This is a genomic window from Clostridium transplantifaecale (genome assembly GCF_900626075.1).
GTDB lineage: Bacteria > Bacillota > Clostridia > Lachnospirales > Lachnospiraceae > Otoolea > Otoolea transplantifaecalis.
In genome coordinates this window covers 144,958-163,997 of record NZ_UYZY01000007.1, presented here as the reverse complement: position 1 = coordinate 163,997, position 19,040 = coordinate 144,958, and the positions used below count along the sequence as shown (strand labels likewise).

Sequence of the window (19,040 nt, the reverse complement as noted above, 5' to 3'; positions counted from 1 at the left end):
TTTATCATCCTTCCCCGGCCGTCCGCAGTCCCTCAGCACACATTTGCTTTGCTTCGTTTACGGCTGCGTTCGTCACTTCAAATACTTCCGGGCTGCCGCTGATAATCTTATCCACCCTGACAATGTATTTTTCAACTATCTCCTCAGGCACCACCGTCACCATGCTCACGGCCACATACAGCAGAATATTTACGGCAAGTCCCCATAGAAGGGCTGAAAAACCGAAAGGAGGGGCAATCACGAATGTCATAAGGAAGGTCACGACAACTCCGGCAACCGTTCCCGCCATGGCTCCCTCTTTTGTCCCCTTTTTCCAGAACAGCCCTCCGATGGTGCAGGGGAGAATCATAGCAAAGAACGGGGAGGATAATTTATATGCATACTCCGTTATGTACGTAGATTTGGTTGCCGTTACTATGATGCACGCTATCATCAGCACGACCAGGATAACTCTTCCGAAATATACAACCTGTCTGGAATCGGCCTGTTTTCCCCTTAATTCATAAAAATGGCGCACATAAATATCTCTGGATGCCAGCGCGCTTGCGGAAAGAAGCAGCGAATCGGCTGTAGACACCGCAAAAGCGAACAGACAGAGTATCGAAATAAAGGAAATGAGCGGCGGGCAGTACTGCGTTACCAGCGTCGGCAGAAGATTGTCCACATCCTGAAACCCTGCGCCAAAAACGGCCGGGCCAATCAGGGAACCTACAATTACAAGACCGAAAACTGGAACCACATAGGCAATCGGCAGGGCCCATGACATAACCTTAAAATTCCTGGTTCCTTTTGCAATATAACATCTCATAAAGATATGCGGCCATACAATCGTCGCTACCGCCGCCGTCAGAGCCTGGTTTAAAAGCCCCTTCCAGGTGTATATACCGTTCGGCCCCGGTGTGCTGAGAATAGGCGCTGTCTCCGGATTGTTCTTCACAATGGCGGCCGCCTCCGCGAGACCTCCCACCGGAAAGAAATGTTTTACAAGGTAAAATACCACAATGTAAACGGCGCACACACCTAAAATTGCATGGAATGTATCCAGCCAGGCAACCGACTTCATGCCGCCTCCGATTACATGCAGGGATACGCAGACGGTGCCCAGAAGCACCGCCGGCAGGTACGGAAACATTCCCTTTGTCGTCACTTCGATTCCGCTTCCGATTGTCATAAGCTGTACGGCTACGTAGGGAACGATAAAAATCACCAGAAGCACCGATACAAACAGCCCGAAACCTTCCGAATAATAACGGGAACGCAGATAGTCGGAGGGCGTCTGAAAACCGTACTCGCGCCCCAAAATCCAGATGCGGTACCCAATCAGGCAGAACAGGAGTCCGCTGACCGCGCAGCCTGCCGCCGTGACATAGCCGATTCCGTTTGCATAAGTCGATGCCGGATAACCGTAGTAGGACAGCCCGCTGTATACGGAAATTGCCGTGGTGCATACGAGAACAAAAGAATTGACTCCCCTGTCCGCATTAAAAAAGCTCTCCGATGATTTAGAGGTCGCCCGGAAATTCATAAAGCCGTGGCTCACCATAAAAAGTGCATAAGCAATAATTCCAATAATAATCCAAACTTCTGTACGCATTTAACCCCTCCTGTAAAGATGCTTTACTGTTCCCCATATTTCTCATCAACATGTTTCTGCCTGTTAAAAAAGCAATTATAGTACAGGCCCCATACCACTGCCGCCACTACGATGGAGGCGTAGAAAAAGAATAGCTGAAACGGAATCCATCCAAACAGCAGCCCGGTCGGAAACCATGCTACAAAAATATAATTTAATGACAGCAGTACGATATTAAAAACTGCAAATATAATCTTTGACATTTTACTCATCTGCTCACTCTCCCTCTGTGATACCTTCCCCGCGGACAGGTACGATAATGTGTTTAAATCCTTCACCATCAATAGCGCTGTTAAATCCCTTTTCCCACTCTTCCAGGGAACAGGCGGAACTCAAAAGCGGTTTCAGCCTGATTTTCCCGTCCCTCAAAAGTTCCAGGGTCTTGTCCCACCAGATTGGCCTTGTTGCATAGGTGCCTCTGATCGTGTACTCCCTGAGCACGACTTTTCCCATGTCGATTGCGGCTTCGCGGCCCGGTATTCCGACCTGTGTGTAACATGCCCCTTTTCGCATCAGATCCATGGACAGCCGGATTGCCGCCACGGAACCGGAGCATTCAAATACTGCGTCCGCCCCGAGTCCCCTGCTGCTTTTTCTCACTCTGCCGGCGATATCTTCTTCCTCAACATACATGATTTCATCGGCTCCCAGTTCCAGTGCCATGTTCAGGCGTTTTTCGTCTTTTTTCGTTCCCAGCACAATGGTTCGGCATCCGAACAGCTTTATCACCTGAAGTGTCAAAAGTCCGATGGTTCCCGGACCCGTCACCACCACACAGTCCTCCGGCGAGAGCCTGGAATGCTGGAATACCGCCTGCACGCAGCAGACGAGCGGCTCCGTCATGCAGGCCTCCTCAAAACTGAGGGATTCCGGAAACCGGTGCAGGTTTTTAGAAGGCACCTTCACGTATTCCGCCATGGCCCCATCCACCCCGCTGCCGATTGACAGTTTCTCTTCACACAGGTTGATATTTCCCGTCTTGCAGAAAAAACATTTGCCGCAGGTGTGGTAATAAGTTTCGCTGACCACGCGTTCCCCTAGCTCCCAACCGTGAACCTTCTCACCTATCTCCTCGATCGTTCCCGACACCTCGTGCCCCAGTGTCACCGGCGGCCTGACGGGATAACTGTCGTCCCTCAGAATATGCAGATCCGTTCCGCATATTCCGGCTCCCATCACCTTAAGAAGCACTTCTTCCGGCCCGATAACCGGTTTTTCCACCTCTCCGGCCCTCACATTGCCTGCCCCCGGCTGATACTTTATAAGAGCTTTCATTCTTCTCCTCCTTTACTGCCTTTCCAATTCTCCGCCATTTCCTGCGGCTAGTCACTCCTGTTACGTTATTTTTCGCATGATTGCACTTTTTACCGCTGCTGCTATAGAATCTGCTTTCAACCCAAAACGCTCCGCCAGATAATCCAGGTTTCCTACTTCTCCGAACTGATCCTGTATGCCAATCATCTCCACGGGCACAGGGGATTTTTTAACGAGAACTTCCGATACGGCCGAACCCAGCCCGTTAATCACGTTGTGGTTCTCTGCCGTCACTATAGCTCCCGTGTCCTTCGCGGCCTGTATTACCGCCTCCTCATCAACTGGTTTCCAGGTAAACATATCAATCACCTGTATCTCAATTCCTTCCTCTGAAAGCATCTGCGCTGCTTTAAGCGCCTCTGCAATGCAGTAACCGCTGGCAATCACCGCCGCGTCCTGCCCCTCCCGGATTGTTACGGCTTTTCCTATCTTGAACTCGGAACCTTCCTCATAAATTTTCATACAGGATTTCCGTACCAGTCTCATATAATACATCCCATAGTTTTCCTTCATCTGCCGCAGAACCGATTTAAGCATCGTAACATCGGTTGGTTCTACAATTGTCATCTCCGGAATTCCCCGCATAATTCCCATATCCTCAAACGGCATATGGGTGCCGCCGTTAATCTGCGCCGTGATTCCAGGGTCGGAACCGACCAGCTTCACATTCAGCTTCGCATAGGCTCCCGACATAAATACCTGATCGCAGGCTCTTCTTGTGATAAAGGGGCCGAAAGAGTGGACAAAAGGGATTTTCCCAACCGCCGAAAGGCCTGCCGCCACTCCCACCGCGTTTGCTTCCTGTATTCCGCAGTCAATTGTCTGGGAAGGGAATTTCCGGGCAAATGGCTTCGTTCCCATTGCCCCCATCAGATCCCCATCCATCAGAAGCACATTACCGTCTTCCTCCGCCAGTTCCATCAGAGTATCACAAAAAGCCTTTCTCATCTCCGTCTCTTCCGGACGAACTCCGCCTGCCAGCCTGATCATAATGTTTCCTCCTCGATTTTTCCGTACGCCTGCCGCATTTCTTCAAGAGCCGCTTTCAACTGTTCCTCCGATACCGTCGGGCAATGTCCGTTCAGCTTTCCGGCAATCTCGCTCCATCCATGGCCCTTTTCCGTCTCCAGCACTATCATGGAAGGTTTTTCATTCTGGGCCTTTGCATTACAGACAGCCCGATCGATTGCTTCCACGTCATGGCCGTCCACATCCTGCGCATACCAGCCGAATGCCTCAAATTTGGCTTTCACATCCCCCAGGGAACAGATATCATCCGTATATCCATCCAGCTGGATATGATTATAATCTACAAATGCGATTAGATTGGAAAGTTTTCTCTGGGAGGCAAACAATGCCATCTCCCATACCTGCCCCTCCTGAATCTCGCCGTCTCCCAGAATCAGGTAAACAAAGTTATTCTTTCCGTCCAGTTTCATTCCAAAGGCGACGCCTGCTGCCGTGGACGCTCCCTGCCCCAGAGAACCCGTTGTCATATCGATGCCCGTCGTCAGGTTCCTGTCACAATGGCTGGGAAGACGGGTACCCGGCCGGTTTAGTGTCTGAAGCTCACTCTCGGGGAAAAATCCTTTCAGAGCAAGAGCCGAATAAACCGCCGGTCCGGCATGGCCCTTCGAACATACCAGCCAGTCCCTTTCCTCCCAGTCCGGCCTGTTGCTGTCATATTTCATCGCCTTTCCATAGAGCACCGCCAGCAAATCCGCAACCGACAAAGAACCTCCAACATGTCCTACCCCTAGTGAACCAATTGTTCTCATAGTATACATCTGAATTCTTTTGGAAAAAAGCCGCAGCTCTTTCTTGTCAATCTTTTCCAACTTGTCTCCTCCTATATTTTATTATAACAGATAAACTTTATAAAGTTTGTTTATGTATAATATAATATTATAAAGTTTAATAATTTACAATTGGCGTTTTATACAAATTATAACCTTTGTTTTCAGTAATAAAGTTATCAATTATTTTGTTATAAAAATATAACTTTATAAAATCTTGGTTTTATTATTGAATTTATTGAAATATTACTATATAATAGAGTCAGCCATCGGAGAACGCGTAGTTACTGTTCGATCCGTGAACAATAAAAAAGAGCATCAGCAGAACCGATTTTCAGGCGCTCTCTCAGTCGGCAGCGCCGCGACTAATGTTAAAAGGGGGATTTTTCTGTGAAAACACAATCTTCTGCCAGCCTGGCAGAACCCGTATATGAACATATACTGAATATGATATTAAATATGGAATTAAAACCGGGAGATCGGATACCTGAAGTAGAAATTGCAAAAGATCTCGGCGTCAGCCGGACTCCTGTCAGAAGCGCCTTAAAGCAGCTTGAGAGCGAAGGACTTGTCACCATTTATCCAAACCGCTTTGTCAAAGTGGCGACCTTTGATGATGAAATGATTCAAAACCTCGGCATTATGAGAATCGCCGTGGACTGCATGGCCGTCCGCCTCGCTATTTTCCGCGGAAGCAACGAAGACTTCCGCCAGCTCAGCCTCCTGGCCGATAAATGCAGGGAGAACGGCATCTCTGACAGGGAAGATCGCATGGAACATATCAAGAACGACTACCTGTTCCACCTCCAGCTCAGTATTATTGCAAAGAATCCTGTTTTGGAAAAATATCAGTTACAGTTTCTGAGACAGATGGAAGTCATGCTGTCCCACCGTTACGCCGACGTGATTGCTAATAAGATTACACACCGCATGATCGCCGATGCTATCGAAGCCAGGGATGAGGAACTGGCTGTCCGGCTGACGGCAACTCATCTGGCGGAGTTTTATCATCTGAAGGATAATTTTCCATTTCTATTGAAAAATACACATCTTCTTTAATGTGCGCATCGGCTGGAAAAGCCTGTATTCTGTTAAACCGGTAGGTTCAGAATGCAGGCTTTTTACTGAGCAATTTTCTATTAAATTTTTATAGAACGCCATTTTATTTTGTTTTATTAATTACAAAGCTGTAAATGCTGCAATGGGGGCTGTAATGAACTATTTCAGATAGTCAAGCGCAACCGCCGCCATCGTCCTCGTTGCCAGCTTGATATATGCCTCATCCACCTTAAATCCGGGATTGTGGACCGGGGCTCCTTCCCCTGTTCCCATCATGATATAACATGTTTTTGCTTTCTGTGAATAGAACCCAAAATCCTCCGATGCCAGCCTTAAAAGATCTCCTGTTATAATTTCAGGATATGGGGCGCTGAGCGGATACCCTTTATAAAGAGTATCCGCATTTTTTTCCATGATGGAAATCACCTGGCCGGCCAATGCTTTATCATTGATTACGGAGGCGGAACCCTCATCAAACCTTACATCGCAACTGCCCCCCATCGCGCAGGCAATCCCCTCGGACAGGGAGCGGATCTTTTCCATCATTACTCCCCGTGTATGTGATTTTGCATTGCGCATCATTCCATGCAGTTCCACCCGATCCGTGATCACATTGAGAGCGGTTCCGCCTGAAATCATTCCCATATTCAGGGTGGAATGCTCCATGGGACTTAAGTTTTTCGGCACCAGCGTATTGAGTGCGACAATGATGGATGCAGCAATGTATACGGCATCGACGCCATCCTGCGGTTCGGATGAGTGAGCGGCCTTTCCGTGCACCACAATCTCACAGCGGTCGGAAAAGGCGGTCAGCGGACCGACTCCCACATAAAATTGTCCGCGCTGATCCGTTGTTACATGAAGAGCCATGCAGGCATCCGGCAGTTCATCCAGAAGACCTTCCTCTATCATCCGCCTTCCGCCGCCCCCATGTTCCTCCGCCGGCTGAAACACCAGCTTTACCCGGCCGTTCCAATACTCTTTCATCCTGTTCAAAATCTCCCCGACCGCCAGCAGATTAGACGTGTGGACATCGTGTCCGCAGGCGTGCATGACGCCCTTATTCCGGGAACAGAACGGCACATCCGCGGTCTCCTCAATAGGAAGCGCATCCATATCTGCGCGCAGCATCAAAAGACGCCCGGGCTTGCCGCTGTCAATCTCGGCCACAATTCCCGGTTTCACAGGACTGTTAGTATAGGGAATCCCTATCCGTTCCAGTTCCTTCCGGACCAGTTCCGCCGTCTCAAATTCCTGGAACGACAGTTCCGGATTCTGATGAATCTGTCTTCTGACGGCGATCGTGTGCTGTTCCAGCTCATCCGATATCTCCGCCAATAGCTCCATTGGTTCCATTTCCTTTACTCCTCCCGACTCCTGCTGCATTTTATTCACCCTTTTTAAGCGCCCGGATTCCATTCTCCAGTCCGCTAACTGTAAGGGGAAACATGGCTATCCGCTCCCGTATCAGGCCGATAGTCTGATAGCCGTATGTGTAATCCCAAACCTTTTCATTGATCGGGTTCAGCCAGATAGACGATGGGAATCTCCGTTTTAATGTCTCCAGCCAGTAAAGCCCTGTCTTGTCGTTGCGGTGAAAATAATCGAGGCTCCCGCCACGGTAAAGCAGTTCCGACGGAGCCATCGCTCCGTCTCCCACCAGAATCACCTTATATTCCGATTTCAGGTTGTTCATCACCCACTCCGTCTGCACTTTTTCCCTCCAGTTGCAGGACGGCGTTGTAAAAAGGTAGTCATAAAAACAATTATGAAAATAGTATACCTTCAAATCTTTAAAATGGGCGGACCGGTCCACCGCCTGAAACAGCCTGTTGCAGAGCTCGGCATAACTCCACATGGAGCCGCCGCTGTCCATGAGAAGGAGCAGTTTCGTCTGATTTTTTCTCGGCCGTTCCATGACAAGCTCCAGTCTTCCGCCCTGGTCACACGTTCTTTCTATCGTCTTCTCCACGTTGAGTTCCGTCTTCGGACCGTCCTCACGGCAGGAAAGAAGGCGCAGCTTCCTAAGGGCAATCTGGAATTGCCGTACCTGAAGGACGGAATCGTCCCTGAAATCTCTGTAACTGCGCTCCTCCGCCACCTGGAGGGCGCTTCTGTTCTTACCCGGGCCGCCTACCCGTATCCCTTTGGGGCTGTAGCCGGAATGGCCGAATGCACTCGTTCCCCCCGTCCCGATCCATTTATTGCCGCCGTGGTGCTGCTCATGCTGTTCCTTCAGGCGCTCCTCCATCATTTTCCGGATTTCGTCAAGGCCAAGTCCTTCAAAACGGGCATCCACCTCATCCTTATCATAGGGCGTCTGTTCCCTGGCTTTGGAGAGCCAGTCGAGGACTTCCTGGGGCAGACTTTCGTACGTGGTGACGTTTTTAAAATATTCCAGGAAAGCCTGGTCGAACTTATCATAATCCGATTCTTTCTTTACGAGAACCGCCCTGGCCATATAGTAAAATTCCGTCAGGCTGGCCTCGTTCAGATTCATAGACAAAGCGTCCATCAGGCTGTTCCACTCATTCAGCCCCGTCTTCATTCCCTGACGGCGCAAAAGATAAAGAAAATCAGTAAACATGCTTGTTCTCCACCTGCTTTAAATCCTCTGTTTTCTTTAACAGAACTCCGGCAAATGGTATCTCCCGTTCCAGTTTCTTTACGGAAATACCGCCGATGGACAGCGCCTGTATCCAGTCGAGGACCTCGGACGTGCTTGGTTTCTTCTGAAGTCCCCTGATATCCCTGACTCTGTAAAATGCATCCAGCACCCCGTCAATCAGTTTCTGATCCAGCTCCGGATAATGGGCTTTTATAATCCGCTCCATCATCGGCGCATCCGGAAATGCAATATAGTGGAAAATACAGCGTCTCAGGAACGCGTCCGGCAGCTCCTTCTCCGCATTCGAGGTGATAATGACGATCGGGCGCACCGATGCCTTTACCGTCTCCCCGGTCTCGGGAATGTAGAATTCCATCTTGTCCAGTTCCCAGAGAAGGTCATTCGGAAACTCCAGATCGGCCTTGTCAATCTCATCGATCAGCAGAACCACTTGTTTATCCCGTTTAAAAGCCTCTCCCAGTTTGCCAAGGCGGATGTATTTACTGATATCATTTACCCCCTCCGTTCCAAACTGACTGTCATACAGCCTCTGGACCGTATCATAAACATAGAGGCCGTCCTGTGCCCTGGTCGTGGATTTAATATTCCAAATCAGAAGCTCCATGCCCAGAGAATTGGCGATTGCCTCAGCCAGCATCGTCTTACCGGTTCCCGGCTCCCCTTTCAGAAGCAGGGGCTTCTTTAATGCAGCAGCGATATTGACACTGCGGCTCAGCTCGTCTGATGCGATATATTCTTCACTTCCATGAAATTGCAGCATGTGATTCTCCTTTTAGATAATATTATTTCAGTGGCTCCCCATATTGGAGAAATCCCGATTTAGTGCTCATAGTATATCATATCCACTTCGCGAATATGAGTCTCCCACAGAATTCAGCGCCAGACTTTCTGCGGCAAGCGCAGAAATCTGCATGCGCATGATATAATGTCCGCAATGCGGACATTATATCATAACCCCAGTCCAATTAACCACTATTATTTTATAAAAAATTCATTATCCGTGACCAAAACAAGTCAGGAGAACGCCGCCGGGAAGCCGAATGACGCCCCTCCGTCATCTTGACAGAGGCATTCCCGCATCTCAATTAACTGCCAAACTTCACAAGAGGCGCTGAAAAATCAGTGACTTTTTATAACGCCTATGCTATTATGAGATCAGCCATCCAGGCTGTAATATCATCCAGCATGGTACCGGCTAAACAGCAATGAATCAGGAGTTATCTATGACAAAAGGAAATATCACAAAAATACTGTTTCAATTTGCGGCCCCTCTCGTGGCAAGCAGCCTGCTGCAACAATTGTATAATATCGCCGATTCCATGATTGCCGGCAACTTTATCGGTGAAAATGCGGTCGCCGCCATCGGTGTTTCAACCAGTATCGTCATGTTCTTTACCAACGTGATAATCGGTTTTACCACCGGCGTCTCTATCTATATCGCTCAATTGACGGGGCGTCAGGAGAATGGGAAAATCGGGGAGGCTACCCGCACATCCTTTCTCTATCTTCTCCCCGCTTCCATCATAATGGCCTTTCTAAGCCTTGGCATTATTGATCAGGTGCTGGTCATGATGCATACGGATGCAAGTATCTTCGCCATGACAAAAACTTATATTTCCGTGATTTTCATCGGAATTCCATTTGTCATGCTTTATAACATATGCAGCTCCATCCTGCGGGGTATGGGAAACAGCAGGACCTCCATGGAGGCCATTGTCATTGCCACATTTACCAACATCATTGTGGATGTCCTCTTCGTAGCCGTATTTCACTGGGGAATCATGGGCGCCGCACTGGCAACGGTGCTGTCGCAGCTCTTCTCCTGTCTCTATGTCCTCATATATCTGTACATACATGTCATCAGGAAAATACCCTGCCGGCACAATTTTACCGTGGAGGCATTAAGGGAACAGACAAGGCTCGGCCTGCCCTGTGTGCTCCAGTCGGGAGTTATGTCCTTTGGAAGCATCATCCTGCAGGGTATTATGAATACGCTGGGCGTGCAGGCCGTTACAGCCATAACCTCCGCCTACCGGCTCGACTCTCTTGCCATGCTGCCGGCGGTCAGCGTAGCCTCCGCCGTCTCCACCTTTACCGCCCAGAATATGGGAGCGGGACAGTATAAGAGAATACAGGAGGGCTATTCCATCGGAGTTAAAATGATGCTTGCCCTCTCTGTCACCATAGCCGGGATTGTCATCCTCTTCGGCAAACCGTTCATTCTTCTGTTCGGTGTCAGTGAGGAGGTTGCAAACCTTGGACAGAGTTTTCTGTTTATGCTGTCCATCTTTTATCCTGTTTTCGGTATGCTTAACCTTTTCATCGGCTTTCTTCAGGGAACCGGCAATGTGGTCACTCCGGCCGTCTGTAATATCGCCGGCCTCGTTGTCCGCCTGACCCTTGCTGCCCTGTTAGTCGCTCCTCTGGGTTTCCCATCCGTTCCTTACAGCGAAGGGATATCCTGGATCGTCGCCGCCTGTCTGTGCTACAGTAAGTGCCGTAAAGCTAAGAAGAAACTATCGGAGGCAATCGCAGCTCGGCCGTCAGCCAGTGAGTGAGCGCTTCTTCAAAGCTTACCATACTAAACGGCAAAAAAACTCTGTGGACTAATCACGGTCAATTAACGGCAGTCCACTGTCCCGAGCACAGGCTGCCGTCACCAACAACGAAAAGCACGCTTCGCGAACCTTTCATTGTCACTCAATATAAGGCGCTGTTCCATTCCCTTAAACCAGGTATGAAACAGCGCCTTTATTATTTCATTTTATTTTGTTATCCCATTTATCAATTGGAATTTTCCTGTTCTTCCTTCAGTTCCCGGATTACCTGCTCTATCACAGACAGCTCTTCTTCCAGTTCCTCCGCTATGATTATTGCACTCTTTCCTTTTGCCAGTTTTCTTGCGGTCTGCTCCTTAAGTTTGCAATACCGGCCCTCTCTGAGGCCGCATTCCAATCCCTCCGCACGGCCACGTTCAATCCCAACAGATAATATACTCATCTTCACAGCCTCCCATTCTTCTGACTGCTTCACTTCGGTTACGATTTCATCCAGTTTCCGGATTCTTTCATCCATTATTACAACCTCCGGATTGTCCAGCCGCGTTTCCTTCATATACTGCAGCAGACTGACCAGGGTCGGCTCCCCATTTCTACTTGTCATATTTAGAAAAATCTTGGTGGTCCCATCCTCCAGACAAAGACCGGATATTTCCCGGGCCGTCTCATTTCTTCCCTCATGACGTTTCTTCCTTTCTGTAAATTCCGACAGGAAGAACCTCTGCCTCCCTGCCTACGGTGTATTGGAGCGTTAAGCAAAGAGTCTTTTGAATGCCATATCTGGCATAAGAATGTTAAGATTTGAAATAGAATTTTCGAAACCTTGCTTAAATTTATCGTAGCATGGTGGACATAGGATTGCAAGAAAAAAATTGATGAATTAAGCAGTCCAGATGATTGGTTGCGGCGGGGGGAAGGAGGGGAAAACTTTCCGAAAGGGACCATTTTTCCCCGGATTCCCCATCCGCGACAACCTACAAACCGGGACTGAAGACTCACAACCTCCCTCTCACCATTCCGCCCCCGGCCGTCCCGGCGGCATTCTCATTCCTCAGCAACATCCTTCCGGCTCGCGGCAATAATCTGTTTCCCCATCACCTTCATCGTCAGCGCAAAGGTCAAAAGCGCCATAACTCCCGGGATTATCATATACAGATACATCTGCTGGAACCCAAAAGCATCAATAAGCACACCGACTACGGTGGAGGCCACCATGGTTCCCACGTCGGCTCCCAGCATATAGGTAGCGTTGGCTGCTCCCGCCCTCTCACGGCTGACAGTTCTCATGCAGACTGCCGTCATAACCGGCTGCGCGCCGCCGAATCCAATAGCGAACAGAACGGCCGCCACCAGTACCATAGTAAAATTGTCCGTGCTTCCCAGAATTGCCACGGTAACTATCATCAGGATGAGACATGGATACATGGTCCTGCGGATTCCGATTTTGTCTGCCAGATAGCCGCCCAGTCCCCGGGTCGCCACCTGGGCGCCGTTATAGAATGTCATAAACAAGGCAATCTGCCCAAATCCCATGGCATCCCCGTATACCACGATATTCATGATAACAGCGGTAAAAACCATACCCGTAAAAATATTGGACAGCGTCGGCAGAAATGCCTCCACCGCAATAATATTATTCCAGGAAAATTTCTTTTTCTCCTTCTTCACCCCTGCTGTAAAATCGATTTTCAGAGTGATCAGCAGAATCAGGGCTATGGCGATCAGGACAATCGATACCGTATAGCTGGCGGCAAATCCCCAGTTATCCACGAGGAAAAGGGAAATATTTGGTGTGAAGATCTTCAGAACCAGAGGAAGCATCATATAAAGGCCAAGCCCCTGGGCCATCTTTTCCTTTGGCATTGCGCGGCCTACCACCGTCGGCATCGTAACGCCGATAGCCCCGAAAGCCAGGCCGTATACCAGACGGCTGGCAACGTAAACTCCCAGACTTCCGGCCACCGCTGATAATACGTAGGAAGTGACAAGCAGGGTATACTGCCCGATCAGCACATATTTCGGATTGATGCGGTCAATGGCAATTCCGGCCACCGGACGCATTACCATGTACATTCCGGACATAACGGAAGACAGAATTCCCAAAAATGTCATGCTGGCCCCAAGGCTGACCCCCTGGCGTCCGATGGGGGTGGCGATGAAGGTGGCCGCCATATTATAACAACACTGGATTACCAGGATTACCACAAATGTCCTTGTAAAAAATGTATGCTTTGCCGTCTGATTCACTGTTACTGTTGACTCCATAATGACCTCCCCATTTCTTCGATTGCTTTCTCAATACTCCTGTTTACCGTAACCCAGTCATGCCCGCTGTCAAAGAGTGTAAATTTGTGCGGGATATTTAATGCCTCAAGTTTCATATGCAGTCTCACATTTACCACTCTGGCAAGCGCATCCTTTTCACCGCAGAAAAGGTACAGCGCAGGAAGTTTCTTTCCTTCCCCGTAAAGGCGGGCAACCAGATTTTCCGGATTGTAGTCGGATTTTTCAAACTCTTCCGGTGTTTTCAGGCCGAACATCCGCTCAATCAGTCCCGGATTCATTGTTCCGATATCATAGTAAAAACTGTAGGCATCCAGTCCTCCGCCCCCAATCGAGATGACGGTTCCGTACTGCTCCGGATGGCTCATTCCCATCCTGAAAGCAATATAACTGCCCTTTGAAAAACCTGTAATATAATTAAATTCCGGTTCCCGGCAGACGGGAAAAACCGTTTCTACCAAAGCCGGCAGTTCCCGGGTCAGGTAATCTTCAAAATAGTAATTCTCAGCAGGCCGGTTTAAACCTCCCCAGGTATCCGTGGTGTCCACGCTGACTACGGCTATCCCAGCCTCCTCCGCCAGACGGCAGATATCACTCTGCATCATCCATTTTCTGTGATCGCCCGGTCCCACTGTCCACAATACCGGAATGGAATTCTTTCCATCATTCTCCCTGTTTTTGGGTACAAAAATCATAACCTTGGCTTCGCCGCCCAGGCACTCCGATAAAAACACATATTCTTTTGCTTCCACTGTAAAATAAATCCTCCCTCTATCTGTTCTCACTCAGCCACTTGTCAAGCTGATCCTGTTTCATTCTGATAATTGTTTCATGGCCTGCACTCTTCAGTTTCTGCCGGAACTCCGGCAGCACCTTTTCCACGTCCACCACACCCGAAAGCAGCGGGTTCACATACTGAGCCATCACATTGGCAACGGCCGCCACTTCCGATTTGCAGGCCGTCATATCCGCCGTAAATCCCACAATCGGAGATACCGCAAAGGTATCCCGAAACGCCAGGACCTGCTCATAAATATCGGACGGTAATGGTTCCATCACAAAGCATTCCGGGTTAATGTCCGTAATTCCGGGGCTCTTCAGGAAATAACCCGTCGTAGTTGCATCCACGCCGTCAGGATATCGGATTACATTCTCCTCTTCCGTCTTTTCATAGTGAACTCCCTCTATCCCATATTGCAGCAGATTACCAATCTCCGCATCCGTGTAAAGAAGGTTTAAAAACTGCATTGCCTTGTCGGGATGCTCCGATGTAACGGGAATTCCCCAACAGGTAAGCTGCATCATGCTCGTCACAAGAATCGGGCTGTTCCCCAAATGGATCGTCGTCGTATTGTACATCGCGTCTTCCCGCATGGAATTCGCCGGGTTATAAGAAAAAGCAACACTTGCGGCCGCACGTCCGGCATTCATCAGGCTGTTGCGCGAATCCGTATTAGTCGAGGCGTTCGGCATCAGCAGGCCTTTCCCGTGCCAGTCTTTTATAAGTGCCGCAAGCTCCTCGTAAACCGGATGGCTGTAAAGGCTTGAAACCGTCATTGTCGCGTAATCCAGCACGCAGCCGTCTCCCAGATCTTCCAGTCCATGGCTGTTTAAAAACAGGTTCTGAAGACTCTTATACCCAAGCTTTGTACTTGCGTTGGCCAGCGGGATCATGTCGGGATGGTTGTCCCTGATTGTTTGGAGAACCTGCTCCACATCCTCCACCGTATGGACGGAGGAAAGATCAATCCTGCAGCACGCAAGAATCTCATTGCTGACCGCAAAGCTGGTATCCTGCGCCATTACCAGAGGAATCCCGGTAACCCCATACACTTTTCCGTTTACGCGGGTACAGCCCAGGAGTTCTTCCCCTAGCGAATCCTTTACCCCCTGTCCATACTGCTCAAGCAGTTCATCCATCTCCATAAAAAAACCTTTTGTCACGCACTGCGCGTAGCTTGTGTTGGTGCTGGTAGCCATCAAATCCACCGAATCCCCGGTCAGCATCAGGTTGGCCTGCGTATCGTAACTCGAGGAGGAAAAAACATTCAGCTTTACCGCTGCCCCTATTTTCTCCGCCAGAATCACGTTAAGGGCATTTTCCACGTCCTGAAGGTCCGAAGGTATGCTGCCCCCATAGGATGCAAACATGACGTTCAGCACCGGCAATTCCTGTTCCTTTTTGTCCTCTTCCCTGCGGCTGCAGCCGTTTGCCAGGATCGCCGCCCCCAGGGCAAACAGCAGGAATAACCACCGTTTTCTCCTGAATTTCAAGTTTTCCACCTCCCCTTTTCCTTATGAAACCCCGATTCTCAAAACCTTGTAAAGCCAGTTAACCGCCAGTTCCGGCCACATCATCGTATTGACTGATGCCCCTTCTTTGCCCATTCCCACGCAGTTAACGCCCTCGTCATAAAACACATGGACCTCATACGGAATTCCTTCCCGTTTCAGCGCATTAGCATAGGCGAACGTATCTCCCGGAAAATCCGTTGTGGATTTCCAAAGGAAAGCGGGACATGTATCTTTGGTAACAAGGTCGTGGGTCGTCAGTTCGTGAATATCCGCCCAGCGCGTCCCTTCCTTTCCCAACAGGTTACCGGGTCCCTGGCCCTTAAAGTTGGCCAGCACTTCCGGCGGCTGTTCAAAAAAGTCGGCAAATATTGTCGGCGTATATCCCGTGACAATGGCATTCGGCCGGTTCCCTCCGTATGGCATACCGTCCCTTTGGCATTCTTCATACTGCCACATCGTGCTTAGCGCGGTGCACAGATGGGCGCCGGCGGACATGCCCAGCAGACTGATGCGTTCCGGATCCACATTCCATTCAGCGGCGTTTTTCCGTACCAGCCACACTGCCCTGGACGCTTCCAGGAGCGGGGCCGGATAAGCCGCCTTCTCATTGATTGAATAGTTGACTACAAAAACATGAAACCCCTTATTCCTGAAAAATTCGGCAACCGGCTCTACGCTCGGCTCATGGATATTGTGATAACCGCCTCCAGGAAAATACACGATTGCAGGCCTTGGGCCTTCCGTTTTCGTGTTCAGACGCAGACGCATAAATGCGTCCTGGTTTGTCTCCGATAAAGAAATTCTCTGTTCCTCCATCTTACCCTCCTTGCTGTTCCCTCATATAATTCTTTGATATCAGTTACATCTGAGTTTACCACAGCCGTTTCATTCGGTGTTATAACAAATCCGACCTGTTGGAGCGACATTTAAGACGTCTGTTTTGGCCGTTAAAAAGTATGTTTTGGAACGTCGGTCCGTGGAAGCACAATCTTTACATGGGCGCCGTTTTCGTTGTAAAAAGAGATTTTTTCCTCCCCGTTATAGATCACGTTGGTCCGGCGGATTGCATTCTCAATGCCGATATGTTTCCTATTGTCATAGAGAATACTTTCCTTATTGCGCAGTTTTTCCAGTATTTCCAAACTGAACCCTTTTCCGTTATCGGATACGGTAATTTCCAGTTCCTCTCCCCATAAAACTCCGACCTTAATTTCCAAAAGCTGGTTGCTGGACAGCATACCGGAGTGTTTGATGGAGTTTTCCACAAATGTCTGGATCAGAAGAGGCGGTATCTGCTCCGTTCCCGCCTCTTCGTCTATCCTGATCTGGTAGCGGAACCGGTTCGGATAGCGCATCTCCTGGATATGCAGGAAATTTTCCAGATGGGAAATCTCGTCCCGTATCAGCACCAGCTCGTCCGTTTTTCCAAAGATATAGCGGAAATATTTGATCAGATACTCTACCATCTGCCGGATTAAGCGGTAGTCTTCCATATTAGTCAGGCTGTAGATAATATTCAGGCAGTTCAGGAAGAAATGAGGGTTGACCTGCTGTTTTAAATACTCCATCATGATGTCGTTTTTCCTCAGTTCTTCCTCATATACCTTAATTTTCAATTCCTTAATTTCGTCCACCATCTCATCCAGCGTGTCATAAACCACCCTGTATTCATTAGCGACATTCCCCGGGCGTGCCTTCGGCATGTCCGCGCCCCCCTTAATGAGACGCATAGCCAGGACCAGTTCATTTAACGGCCCCACCAAAAGAACCTTAAAAAAATAGATCTGGAATATCAGAAGGACCGCAAATCCGAATATTGTGATATACGTGACATTGCGCGCCGTAGACAGTTCCTCGGCTATCTTATCCATCGGAACCATCGTATGCAGCACCAGACCGCCGAACCTGGATTCCCGCTCCACCGCCAGATAACGCTTCCCATTTTCCGCCCTGTATATCTTCTCTCCTTTTTTCATGGATAAGGTTCCGCCGGCAGAGGGGAAAGAGCCTGACAGCACTTTTCCTTCACCGTCCGTAAAAAAGGCGGCAGCCCCCTCTCCGAAGCTCCCCGACTCCATCTGTTCACTCAGATTCTCCATATTCAGCCAGGCGCCGATCATAATGCCGTCCACATTTTCAGCAATCAGCAGATAATTCGTGCCTAATACGGGATGTATCTGCCAGTTACCGTTCTGCCAGGAGAGATCCCGGCGTTTTTCTTTCAGATACCGCCCCATAATATCTTTCTCTTTCAGGGCAAGTTCATCATTTCCCACGGTATTAAACGTATTATAATTCTCGTCCAGAATAAAGAAGGCATCATAATAAGTCAGGCCCAGTATGCTTTTCTCCATATCCTGGAACAAACGATAAAGAGCCAGATTTGACTCTGACTCTGTGTCCGCTTCCGCCATATTATAAACATTCATGTTATTCGTCAGAATAATCCGCAGAAATTCGCTGTTCTTCATCAGACTGTCATCCACACTTTTCATCGACATATCCATGAGTTGTGAATTGGCCTCCAGAATACTTTTTTCATATGTCTTCATCGACAGTGCGTAATTGAGCAGGAGAATTACAATCATAGCACAGATGATAAACACCGTCATAATCCTGAAACGGAAATTGATGCTGAAATACTTTCTTTCCCTTACTCCCTCCTGCATAATACCTCCTCCGCCGTATGATTCCTCCTGTATTCCCTGGGAGTCACCCCTGTTTCCTTCTTGAACGACTTATTAAAATATGCCACATTGGTATAGCCTACCCGGAAGACAATATCACCGACCGGGATATCCGTCTCCAGCAGCAGAAACTTTGCAACCGACAGCTTTTTCTGGGCAATATATTCTCCGACCGACAAGCCGGTCTCCTTTTTGATGACCCTGTTCATATAATCGGCATTTAAAAATACGTGATCCGCCACATCCTTGCGGCTGATGCACTCATCAATGTGGTCCACAATGAACGTATCCACCTCCCGCAGCAGATTGGACATTCCGGGTTCCCGCTTCTGATGAATCGGAACATACTTTTTCATTAGCTCCGCCAGTTTCAAATCGCAGAATCTTCTGTTCTGTTCCAGGATCATCTGATGGGCGGAATCTAAAAGGCGTGTCAGCTCTTCCTCATCAACCGGTTTCAGTATATAGTTGACCGCCCCCAGCTGAAGCGCCTGCTGGACGTACCGGAACCTGTCGTGGCATGACAAAAAAATGGTTTTCGTATCCGGGGAGTAATCATTGACCCAGCGCAGCAGATCAATGCCATTCTCCTCCTCCATCTCAATGTCGCAGAGCATCACATCAATATTATTCTGCAAAAATATCTGTTTGGCATCTCTTAAATTATAAGCGCAGAAAACGTTCTGAACCGGCGAATCAATCCGGTTAATCAGCTTTTTCAGCCCCTCCACCGCATAATATTCATCGTCCACAATCAGAAGTTCCATCTAAAATCCGCCCCTTTCA

17 protein-coding genes are annotated in these 19,040 nt (G+C 49.0%); 2 read left to right on the top strand and 15 right to left on the bottom strand.

Going from position 1 to position 19,040, the window contains the following annotated elements:
* Positions 1-4: 4 nt before the first annotated feature.
* Genes EJL91_RS21860 through EJL91_RS21840 form a run of 5 tightly spaced genes read right to left on the bottom strand, consistent with a single transcriptional unit; the run spans position 5 to position 4,785 of the window.
* Entirely contained in the window at positions 5-1,594 is a 1,590-nt protein-coding gene (locus EJL91_RS21860; RefSeq protein WP_125144080.1) for a sodium:solute symporter family protein, read from the bottom strand.
* Positions 1,595-1,617: 23 nt separating this feature from the next.
* Entirely contained in the window at positions 1,618-1,845 is a 228-nt protein-coding gene (locus EJL91_RS21855) for a hypothetical protein (protein ID WP_125144079.1), read from the bottom strand.
* Between the two features lie 4 nt (positions 1,846-1,849).
* Positions 1,850-2,908, bottom strand: coding sequence for a zinc-binding dehydrogenase (locus EJL91_RS21850; RefSeq protein WP_125144078.1), 1,059 nt, complete (start codon positions 2,906-2,908; stop codon positions 1,850-1,852).
* Between the two features lie 60 nt (positions 2,909-2,968).
* Complete coding sequence (locus tag EJL91_RS21845) at positions 2,969-3,937, bottom strand: transketolase family protein (RefSeq protein WP_125144077.1); 969 nt, start codon at positions 3,935-3,937, stop codon at positions 2,969-2,971.
* Positions 3,934-4,785 (bottom strand): transketolase, encoded by an 852-nt coding sequence (locus tag EJL91_RS21840; protein ID WP_243125525.1) that lies wholly within the window; start codon positions 4,783-4,785, stop codon positions 3,934-3,936. Before EJL91_RS21840 ends, EJL91_RS21845 begins: the two co-directional genes overlap by 4 nt.
* Positions 4,786-5,133: 348 nt before the next feature.
* Here EJL91_RS21840 and EJL91_RS21835 point away from each other — a divergent pair, with 348 nt between their 5' ends.
* Positions 5,134-5,802 carry a GntR family transcriptional regulator gene (locus tag EJL91_RS21835; RefSeq protein WP_125144076.1) on the top strand — a complete coding sequence of 223 codons (669 nt, stop codon included), beginning with the start codon at positions 5,134-5,136 and terminating at the stop codon, positions 5,800-5,802.
* A gap of 159 nt (positions 5,803-5,961) precedes the next feature.
* Here EJL91_RS21835 and EJL91_RS21830 read toward each other — a convergent pair whose 3' ends face one another.
* Genes EJL91_RS21830 through EJL91_RS21820 form a run of 3 tightly spaced genes read right to left on the bottom strand, consistent with a single transcriptional unit; the run spans position 5,962 to position 9,191 of the window.
* Complete coding sequence (locus tag EJL91_RS21830; RefSeq protein WP_125144075.1) at positions 5,962-7,158, bottom strand: M20 metallopeptidase family protein; 1,197 nt, start codon at positions 7,156-7,158, stop codon at positions 5,962-5,964.
* A 31-nt stretch (positions 7,159-7,189) separates the two neighbouring features.
* Positions 7,190-8,389, bottom strand: coding sequence for a vWA domain-containing protein (locus tag EJL91_RS21825; RefSeq protein WP_125144074.1), 1,200 nt, complete (start codon positions 8,387-8,389; stop codon positions 7,190-7,192).
* Complete coding sequence (locus EJL91_RS21820) at positions 8,379-9,191, bottom strand: AAA family ATPase (RefSeq protein ID WP_125144073.1); 813 nt, start codon at positions 9,189-9,191, stop codon at positions 8,379-8,381. Before EJL91_RS21820 ends, EJL91_RS21825 begins: the two co-directional genes overlap by 11 nt.
* 463 nt (positions 9,192-9,654) lie before the next feature.
* Between EJL91_RS21820 and EJL91_RS21815 the strand changes: the two genes are divergently transcribed.
* The gene (locus EJL91_RS21815; RefSeq protein WP_125144072.1) at positions 9,655-10,989 is read left to right on the top strand and encodes an MATE family efflux transporter; all 1,335 of its coding nucleotides are present in this window, start codon (positions 9,655-9,657) and stop codon (positions 10,987-10,989) included.
* A gap of 226 nt (positions 10,990-11,215) precedes the next feature.
* Here the strand turns inward: EJL91_RS21815 and EJL91_RS21810 are convergent, their stop codons facing one another.
* The 7 genes from EJL91_RS21810 to EJL91_RS21780 all read right to left on the bottom strand — a co-directional run bounded on the left by EJL91_RS21810 (position 11,216) and on the right by EJL91_RS21780 (position 19,021).
* Positions 11,216-11,593 (bottom strand): hypothetical protein, encoded by a 378-nt coding sequence (locus EJL91_RS21810; protein ID WP_125144071.1) that lies wholly within the window; start codon positions 11,591-11,593, stop codon positions 11,216-11,218.
* Positions 11,594-12,033: 440 nt separating this feature from the next.
* The gene (locus tag EJL91_RS21805) at positions 12,034-13,254 is read right to left on the bottom strand and encodes an MFS transporter (RefSeq protein WP_125144070.1); all 1,221 of its coding nucleotides are present in this window, start codon (positions 13,252-13,254) and stop codon (positions 12,034-12,036) included.
* Positions 13,239-14,024, bottom strand: a complete 786-nt coding sequence (locus EJL91_RS21800) for an alpha/beta hydrolase (RefSeq protein ID WP_125144069.1) — start codon at positions 14,022-14,024, stop codon at positions 13,239-13,241. Before EJL91_RS21800 ends, EJL91_RS21805 begins: the two co-directional genes overlap by 16 nt.
* 19 nt (positions 14,025-14,043) lie before the next feature.
* Positions 14,044-15,546, bottom strand: a complete 1,503-nt coding sequence (locus tag EJL91_RS21795; protein WP_125144068.1) for an ABC transporter substrate-binding protein — start codon at positions 15,544-15,546, stop codon at positions 14,044-14,046.
* Positions 15,547-15,567: 21 nt separating this feature from the next.
* Positions 15,568-16,383 (bottom strand): alpha/beta hydrolase, encoded by an 816-nt coding sequence (locus EJL91_RS21790; protein WP_125144067.1) that lies wholly within the window; start codon positions 16,381-16,383, stop codon positions 15,568-15,570.
* Between the two features lie 131 nt (positions 16,384-16,514).
* The gene (locus EJL91_RS21785) at positions 16,515-18,236 is read right to left on the bottom strand and encodes a cache domain-containing sensor histidine kinase (protein ID WP_125144066.1); all 1,722 of its coding nucleotides are present in this window, start codon (positions 18,234-18,236) and stop codon (positions 16,515-16,517) included.
* On the bottom strand, positions 18,221-19,021 hold the full coding sequence (locus EJL91_RS21780) for a response regulator transcription factor (RefSeq protein WP_125144065.1): 801 nt from the start codon (positions 19,019-19,021) through the stop codon (positions 18,221-18,223). Before EJL91_RS21780 ends, EJL91_RS21785 begins: the two co-directional genes overlap by 16 nt.
* Positions 19,022-19,040 lie beyond the last annotated feature (19 nt).

Excerpts from the sequence above, each read along its gene's own strand:
- EJL91_RS21860 (WP_125144080.1), bottom strand. The coding sequence starts at position 1,594 with ATGCGTACAGAAGTTTGGATTATTATTGGAATTATTGCTTATGCACTT.
- EJL91_RS21825 (WP_125144074.1), bottom strand. The coding sequence starts at position 8,389 with ATGTTTACTGATTTTCTTTATCTTTTGCGCCGTCAGGGAATGAAGACG.
- EJL91_RS21845 (WP_125144077.1), bottom strand. The coding sequence starts at position 3,937 with ATGATCAGGCTGGCAGGCGGAGTTCGTCCGGAAGAGACGGAGATGAGA.
- EJL91_RS21830 (WP_125144075.1), bottom strand. The coding sequence starts at position 7,158 with ATGGAACCAATGGAGCTATTGGCGGAGATATCGGATGAGCTGGAACAG.
- EJL91_RS21820 (WP_125144073.1), bottom strand. The coding sequence starts at position 9,191 with ATGCTGCAATTTCATGGAAGTGAAGAATATATCGCATCAGACGAGCTG.
- EJL91_RS21790 (WP_125144067.1), bottom strand. The coding sequence starts at position 16,383 with ATGGAGGAACAGAGAATTTCTTTATCGGAGACAAACCAGGACGCATTT.
- EJL91_RS21815 (WP_125144072.1), top strand. The coding sequence starts at position 9,655 with ATGACAAAAGGAAATATCACAAAAATACTGTTTCAATTTGCGGCCCCT.
- EJL91_RS21785 (WP_125144066.1), bottom strand. The coding sequence starts at position 18,236 with ATGCAGGAGGGAGTAAGGGAAAGAAAGTATTTCAGCATCAATTTCCGT.
- EJL91_RS21810 (WP_125144071.1), bottom strand. The coding sequence starts at position 11,593 with ATGACAAGTAGAAATGGGGAGCCGACCCTGGTCAGTCTGCTGCAGTAT.
- EJL91_RS21855 (WP_125144079.1), bottom strand. The coding sequence starts at position 1,845 with ATGAGTAAAATGTCAAAGATTATATTTGCAGTTTTTAATATCGTACTG.
- EJL91_RS21850 (WP_125144078.1), bottom strand. The coding sequence starts at position 2,908 with ATGAAAGCTCTTATAAAGTATCAGCCGGGGGCAGGCAATGTGAGGGCC.
- EJL91_RS21780 (WP_125144065.1), bottom strand. The coding sequence starts at position 19,021 with ATGGAACTTCTGATTGTGGACGATGAATATTATGCGGTGGAGGGGCTG.
- EJL91_RS21805 (WP_125144070.1), bottom strand. The coding sequence starts at position 13,254 with ATGGAGTCAACAGTAACAGTGAATCAGACGGCAAAGCATACATTTTTT.